Annotated in this window: 5 protein-coding genes and 1 tRNA gene; 5 read left to right on the forward strand and 1 reads right to left on the reverse strand. The window is 50.2% G+C overall.

From position 1 onward, the window contains the following. Positions 1 to 132: 132 nt before the first annotated feature. The 3 genes from QVO99_RS00120 to QVO99_RS00130 are packed head-to-tail and all read left to right on the forward strand — an operon-like array spanning position 133 to position 3,333. A complete protein-coding gene (locus QVO99_RS00120; protein WP_022315549.1) occupies positions 133 to 990 on the forward strand; it encodes a GLPGLI family protein in 858 nt (285 codons plus the stop codon). Continuing rightward, on the forward strand, positions 991 to 2,898 hold the full coding sequence (locus tag QVO99_RS00125) for a hypothetical protein (RefSeq protein ID WP_022315550.1): 1,908 nt from the start codon (positions 991 to 993) through the stop codon (positions 2,896 to 2,898). It begins immediately after the preceding gene. A 6-nt stretch (positions 2,899 to 2,904) separates the two neighbouring features. Continuing rightward, positions 2,905 to 3,333 (forward strand): TonB-dependent receptor, encoded by a 429-nt coding sequence (locus QVO99_RS00130; RefSeq protein ID WP_288176822.1) that lies wholly within the window; start codon positions 2,905 to 2,907, stop codon positions 3,331 to 3,333. A 268-nt stretch (positions 3,334 to 3,601) separates the two neighbouring features. On the opposite strand, the gene QVO99_RS00135 is transcribed toward QVO99_RS00130, so the two are convergent. Beyond that, positions 3,602 to 3,675 (reverse strand) — tRNA-Arg (locus QVO99_RS00135). A gap of 497 nt (positions 3,676 to 4,172) precedes the next feature. Between QVO99_RS00135 and QVO99_RS00140 the strand changes: the two genes are divergently transcribed. Together QVO99_RS00140 and QVO99_RS00145 are read left to right on the forward strand one after the other, a co-directional pair. After that, positions 4,173 to 5,948: a pyruvate carboxylase gene (locus QVO99_RS00140; RefSeq protein WP_022315552.1), complete on the forward strand. Its 1,776-nt coding sequence runs from the start codon at positions 4,173 to 4,175 to the stop codon at positions 5,946 to 5,948. Continuing rightward, positions 5,941 to 6,483, forward strand: a complete 543-nt coding sequence (locus tag QVO99_RS00145) for an HDIG domain-containing metalloprotein (RefSeq protein WP_022315553.1) — start codon at positions 5,941 to 5,943, stop codon at positions 6,481 to 6,483. Before QVO99_RS00140 ends, QVO99_RS00145 begins: the two co-directional genes overlap by 8 nt. The last annotated feature ends 78 nt before the right edge of the window (positions 6,484 to 6,561 follow it).

Consider the following 6,561-nt stretch of genomic DNA (forward strand, 5'->3'; position numbering starts at 1 on the left):
TGAGTCGCCACTATTTCTAATTATTGTCTTTATATGTCAAATTGATACTTTCTTTTGTTCCATTTCATAAATTTTCCCTATTTTTGCAATAATCTTATATTCCCAATCAGAGAAAAATTAGAACTGACAGATATGCAAATCAAGAAGATAACGGCTTTATTCATGATGCTGGCAGCAGTGGCGAGTACGGCATTCTCGCAGTCTGTGCATGGCGGCACATTGCCACCGCTGAAACCGGTGGAGAAAACGGTGTATGACACGGCATACGTGAAGGTGTATTATGAATTCTCATACAGACCAGACTCACTCAGCAGGGGGAGGACGGACGGTCAGACGATACTGCTCGTGGGCGACAAGGCACAGAGCTTCGTCGACTATTTTGACGACAGGACAGATTTCATCAACGACTCGCTCGCCGCTGCCAAACGCCCACCGATGGAAGCCTTCACGATGAATATGGGAATGATGAAAAGAATGGCATACACATATCCATTGGTGATAGACCGCAGTCGCAATGTGGCAATCATACAAGTGGACAACGTGAACTCATACCAGTACACCCAGCCAGTTCCGGAAATCAGTTGGCAGACCGTAGAAGGCGACACCACGATATGCGATGTGGCATGCAGGAAAGCCGTGTGCCGTTTCGGCGGCAGAGACTGGACGGCATGGTATGCCCCTACGTTTGATTTGCATACAGGACCATACCTCTTCGGAGGATTGCCAGGATTGATATTCAGTATCTGTGACACAAAAGACAACTACCGCTTCACGCTGAATGGACTGGAAAACCTCGGCAAGGGAGTGCCCGTATATCTCAAGTCGGGCAACAAAATATTGCATACTACGCGTGACAAAGTGCGCAAGGCAGTGGAAAACGAACAGGCTGACATATACAAAGCTTTACAGTTGCAGAACCCGGGTGCGGTGTTCACTCCGCAGGCAGGTGACACCGGCAGACGCCCCTATAACCCTATAGAACTCGAATAGATGAAAAGAATACCCACTCTGCTGTGTGCTTCACTCTGCGTAATCGCCGCTGAAGCCCAGAATGAAGGAGACGGAATACGCCGTACGACGAAACTGCCGGAAGTCACCGTCAGGCTGAAACCTGTGGAGCAGGTTGGCGACACAATAAAATACAACGTGTCTGCCTTTCAGGGCAAGGACGACCATTATCTGGAGGATGTGCTGAAAAAGATGCCCGGGATACAGGTGTCGCCAAACGGTACGATACTCTATAAGGGCGAAACAATAAACCAGTTTAATATAGAAGGACAGAACCTCCTCGGCAACAGATACAGTCAGGCAACGCGCAACCTCCCAGTAGAGGCGATATCACAGGTGCAGGTGATGGAGAACGACCAGCCCATCCGTGCACTGAAGTCTACGGTTCCGTCAGACAGGGCAACGCTGAACATCAAACTGAAGAGCGGCTACAAGATGCGTCCCTTTGGAGAACTGGAAGGTGGAGCGGGATATTGCGAGGATGCCACATGGAACAACCACCTGTCGGTGATAAACATCGCCGCCAAGAACCAGCTGCTCCTCACGGCAAAGATGAACAACACAGGCGAAGACCTCAGTGGCAATGCCCTCTCAAACAATATCAATGTGAGCGACCTGGAAGGCTACGTGGCATTGCCGCGCAACAGCGTGAACGCTATGGAAACCATCTTCTCGCCGATACCGCAGCAGCGCTATCTCAAAAACAAATCGTATTCCGTCGGATTCAACCACATGCATAGGGTGGGGCGGTATGGCGGACTGCGCACTAACATCGACCTCTATTCCACTGCCGACAACCTTGCCGACAGCACCTATTATCTCTATGGCGGAGCACATACCGCCACTCTCTCGCAGAGCAACCGCATAAAGGTGGGCGAGAAGACCATCGCCCCAAAGTTCAGATACGAGCTAAACGCCCCCAAAGTGTATCTCCTCGACCAGCTGTCGGCATCCCTCTCTTATCATACGGGTCAGAACGACATCTATAGCAACGGCAGACAGGTGGGGCAGCAGGTGACACGCCATCCGTCATACGTCCAAAACAAGTTGGCGATGACGATAAGTTCCGGTCTGCATACCTACAACATCGGTTCCACGCTCTTCTACTTCCGCCGAAGCGAGACGTTGGCGGCGACTGATGCCGGGGGAGTCTATGACATCCGTGAGCGCATCGGTTTCAACCGCTTCAAGACAGCCAACAGTATTTCCACGTCATTCCCCCTGTTCGGCAATATCCTCGACCTGAGATACGAATTCTCATATCTCTCAGACAGGGTGAGGATAGACGCTGCCGACGACAACGACAACAGCAGTCTGCTCAACACCATTGCCCCTTCATACACCATGCGTTTTTCCAGGGATATACTGGTGCTGGATTGTCCCATAAACCATTATGCCTCAAAGATACCATGGCGGTCAGGTGGAAGACATGTCAACCGGACATACCTCTCGCCATCCGTGCGCTGGAACCACAATTTCTCACCCCAATGGCGACTCACTATAGCCGGGGCAATGCTCCAAGGCGCTGACGACGATGTCATAACGCCGCAGGCCTACCGCTCCGACTACCGCACTCTCACCGCTACCCCAGACCGCATGGGGTGGGCACGGTCGTCGAATGCGTCGCTGAAGTTAAACTATGGCGATTTCGTGAATATGTTCACATGGAACCTACTTGCCACAATGTCGTGGCGCCATTCCGACTGGCGTTTTGCCTATGATATCAGCAACGACCTCACGAAGTTGACTCCTCTGTGGCAGTCTGCCACCACACGCTATCTCATGGCACAGACACGGGTGGAGAAGACTTTCACACAGGTACATGTTGCCATACAAGGCACCGTGAGCTACAGTCGCAATGAGTTGCCGGTGGTACAGAACGGACTGTAGCAGCGTGTGGTGTCGAATGTCGCCACGTCGTGTCTGTTGGTAAGATGGTATGACTTGTCGTGGCTGCAGGTCACCAACGAGTCAACCTTCAACCTCTCCTGGCAAGACCGTTATGCCAACAGCAACAGTCAGACGCTGAAAAGCCTTTTCAACGATTTCAGTCTTGTGCTTTCGCCCCTCAGCCGTCTCTCTCTTACTGTGTCATGCGATTACTCTTTGTTGGAGACATCCAAGGGTGAGTATAACTCCATCCTGTTTGCCGATGCCAAGCTGCTCTATACTCCATCCAAGAGATGGGAACTGGGTCTGCGTATCGATAATGCCCTGAACCGCAAGCAATATGTAGACGCTTCCTTCACCGGTTTCAACTACCGTTATTTCTCACTTCCTTTGCGGGGCAGAGAAGCAATGGCCACGGTGAAGTACAAGTTTTAGAATAGATGGCTGTGGGATTCAACCCCACGACCTTCAGAACTTTTTATTTCCAGATATCAGCTATTGGTGAATAATGTTGAAATTGTTTGTCGCATATATATAAACAAGTGACTCCGGTGGGATTCAAACCCACGACCTTCAGAACTTTTTCTTTCCAGATATCAGCTATTGATGGTGATAATGGCTATTGATGGAATAATGATTATTGATGGGATAATGTCTATTGATGAATAATGTTGAAATTGCTTGTCGCATATATATAAACAAGTGACTCCGGTGGGATTCAAACCCACGACCTTCAGAACCGGAATCTGACGCTCTATTCAGCTAAGCTACGGAGCCATAAAATAATAGTCACAATATATATATATATGCACTGACACTCAATTTCAGGCTGCAAAGATAATGTATTTTTTTGATATGAAGAAATGATTGGCCGATAGTTTTAACCCAAATTGGTTATCAGGGCTGCTTGACACATGCGATGAGGTGATGACAACAACTGCTCCCAGCCAGTGTGTTCCCTCGCTGCAAAAGTAGAGAAAACGGCAGCAGGCAGGATGAATGTTGTTAATATACACCTTGACGAGTAGTATCTCGACTATTTGTAAACTTGATTTTACATTGTTGAATAACGTTCCCCTCCAAGGTCGATAAATTGTATTAAAATGCAGTTGGAAAGCAGTTTTTTCGTTCAGAATTTAGTTTATTCCCAAAAAACGATTACATTTGCAAAATAAAAACACACGCAACAGACTCAGTACGGTGGGACATGAATAGTAGTTGTGATTTTGAATGTCCGCTAAGAATAGCCTGTTACGCTTTAAATCGAAGACGAAATGAAAAAGAAAATCCAGTTCAGTCTCGTATACCGAGACATGTGGCAATCTTCTGGCAAGTTCCAGCCGCGCAAAGATCAGTTGGAGCGCATCGCTCCTGTGATAATCAAGATGGGATGCTTCTCTCGTGTGGAGACCAACGGAGGAGCTTTTGAACAAGTCAACCTTCTCGCCGGCGAAAATCCGAATGCGGCAGTAAGAGCATTCTGTAAGCCATTCAATGAGGTGGGTATAAAGACTCACATGCTCGACCGCGGTCTTAACGCTCTGCGTATGTATCCGGTGCCTGACGATGTGAGAGCACTTCAATATAAGGTAAAGCACGCCCAGGGTGTTGACATCACCCGTATCTTCTGCGGACTCAACGACGTGAGAAACATCATCCCGAGCATCAAGTGGGCTCTTGAGGCAGGAATGACACCACAGGCCACACTCTGTATCACCACTTCGCCTGTACACACCGTGGAATATTATTCTGCAATCGCCGACAAGCTTATCGCGGCAGGTGCTACAGAAATCTGTCTCAAGGATATGGCTGGTATCGGTCAGCCGGCATTGCTCGGAAAGCTCACCAAGTCTATCAAGGACAAACATCCTGAAATCATCATACAGTATCACGGCCACTCAGGTCCGGGTCTCTCTATGGCATCAATCCTCGAAGTCTGCAACAACGGTTGCGACGTTATCGATACAGCCATAGAGCCATTGTCTTGGGGTAAGGTTCATCCAGACATCATCTCAGTGCAGAGCATGTTGAAGAACGAGGGCTTCGACGTTCCGGAAATCGACATGAACGCATATATGGAGGCACGCCGTCTCACACAGGAGTTTATCGACGACTGGTTGGGATGCTTCATCAACCCAGGCAACAAGATCATGAGCTCACTGCTCCTCGGCTGCGGTCTGCCAGGCGGTATGATGGGAAGTATGATGGCCGACCTCGCCGGTATCCATCGCTCCATCAACTCTATCCTCCGCTCTAAGGGCAAGGAGGAATATTCTACCGACGAGATGCTCGTGAAGCTCTTCGACGAGGTGGCTTACGTATGGCCACGTGTCGGCTTCCCGCCACTCGTAACCCCATTCTCACAGTATGTCAAAAACATCGCCCTGATGAACCTGCTCACCATGGCTCAGGGCAAGGGTCGCTTTGTGATGATGGACGACGCCATGTGGGGTATGATCCTCGGCAAGAGCGGTACGCTCCCTGGCAAACTCGACGACGAGATTGTGGCTCTGGCAAAGAAGAACGGCAAGGAATTCACCGATGCCGATCCTCACACTCTCATCCCTAATGCTCTCGATGGCTTCAGAAAAGAGATGGACGAGAACGGATGGGAATATGGTCAGGACGACGAAGAGCTCTTCGAGTTGGCTATGCACCCGGAGCAGTATCGCGACTTCAAGAACGGTATGGCAAAGAAGCGTTTCCTCGCCGACCTTCAGAAGGCAAGAGACGCCAAGCTCGGAAGCAACCTCACACCAGAGAAGATTGCAGAGTTCAAGCATGCCAAGGCAGACGCTGTGGTATCTCCAGTGAAGGGTCAGGTGTTCTTCGAGTTCCAGGGCTCAAGCGAGTGCACACCATGCATCGAGCCGTTCATCGGCCAGCACTATGATGAGGGACAGACCTTCTGCTATGTGCAGGCGCCATGGGGACAGTTCGTTGAAGTTCCTGCTTGTCTCGGCGGCAAACTCGTGGAGATTGCCACACGCCAGGGCGGCAAGGTGAACCGCGGCGACGTGATAGGATATATAGAGCGCGACCATGATTGATTGGGAAGCGATAATAGACAAATACTGCGGTGAGGATGATGGCGAGCTGCGCCACATCCTCATCGTTCACTCACGATCTGTGGCGCAGAAAGCGCTGCAGATTGTTTCTTTGCACCCCGAACTGAATCTCGACCGCGACTTCATCGAAGAGGCGGCGATGCTCCACGACATCGGCATCATAAAGACCGATGCTCCCGGCATTCACTGTCATGGCACAGAGCCATACATCCGCCACGGCATTCTCGGAGCAGAGATGCTGCGCAGCGAGGGACTGCCTCGTCATGCCCGTGTGTGTGAACGCCATACCGGAGCAGGACTCAGCAAGAGGGAGATAGAGGCGCAAGACCTGCCTCTGCCCCATAGGGATTTCCTGCCTGAGACCCTCGAAGAGCAGGTGATATGCTATGCCGACAAGTTCTTTTCAAAGACGCATCTCGACAGGGAGAAGACAGTGGAGAAGGCAGAACGCAGCATAGCAAAATTCGGTGACGAAGGTTTGGAACGTTTCAAACATTGGGAAGAGATTTTCGGTTGACAGACACCGGGAATCTTTTTTTATGTATGCTCGGCATGAGCATTGTCTAACGGGTGGAAGTCCCGAGTAAGCCCTAAT

The sequence above is a fragment of the Prevotella sp. CAG:592 genome (assembly GCF_000436015.1).
GTDB lineage: Bacteria > Bacteroidota > Bacteroidia > Bacteroidales > Bacteroidaceae > Prevotella > Prevotella pectinovora.

Coding starts and splice junctions, on each gene's coding strand:
- QVO99_RS00120 (WP_022315549.1), top strand. CDS start 133: ATGCAAATCAAGAAGATAACGGCTTTATTCATGATGCTGGCAGCAGTG.
- QVO99_RS00125 (WP_022315550.1), top strand. CDS start 991: ATGAAAAGAATACCCACTCTGCTGTGTGCTTCACTCTGCGTAATCGCC.
- QVO99_RS00140 (WP_022315552.1), top strand. CDS start 4,173: ATGAAAAAGAAAATCCAGTTCAGTCTCGTATACCGAGACATGTGGCAA.
- QVO99_RS00145 (WP_022315553.1), top strand. CDS start 5,941: ATGATTGATTGGGAAGCGATAATAGACAAATACTGCGGTGAGGATGAT.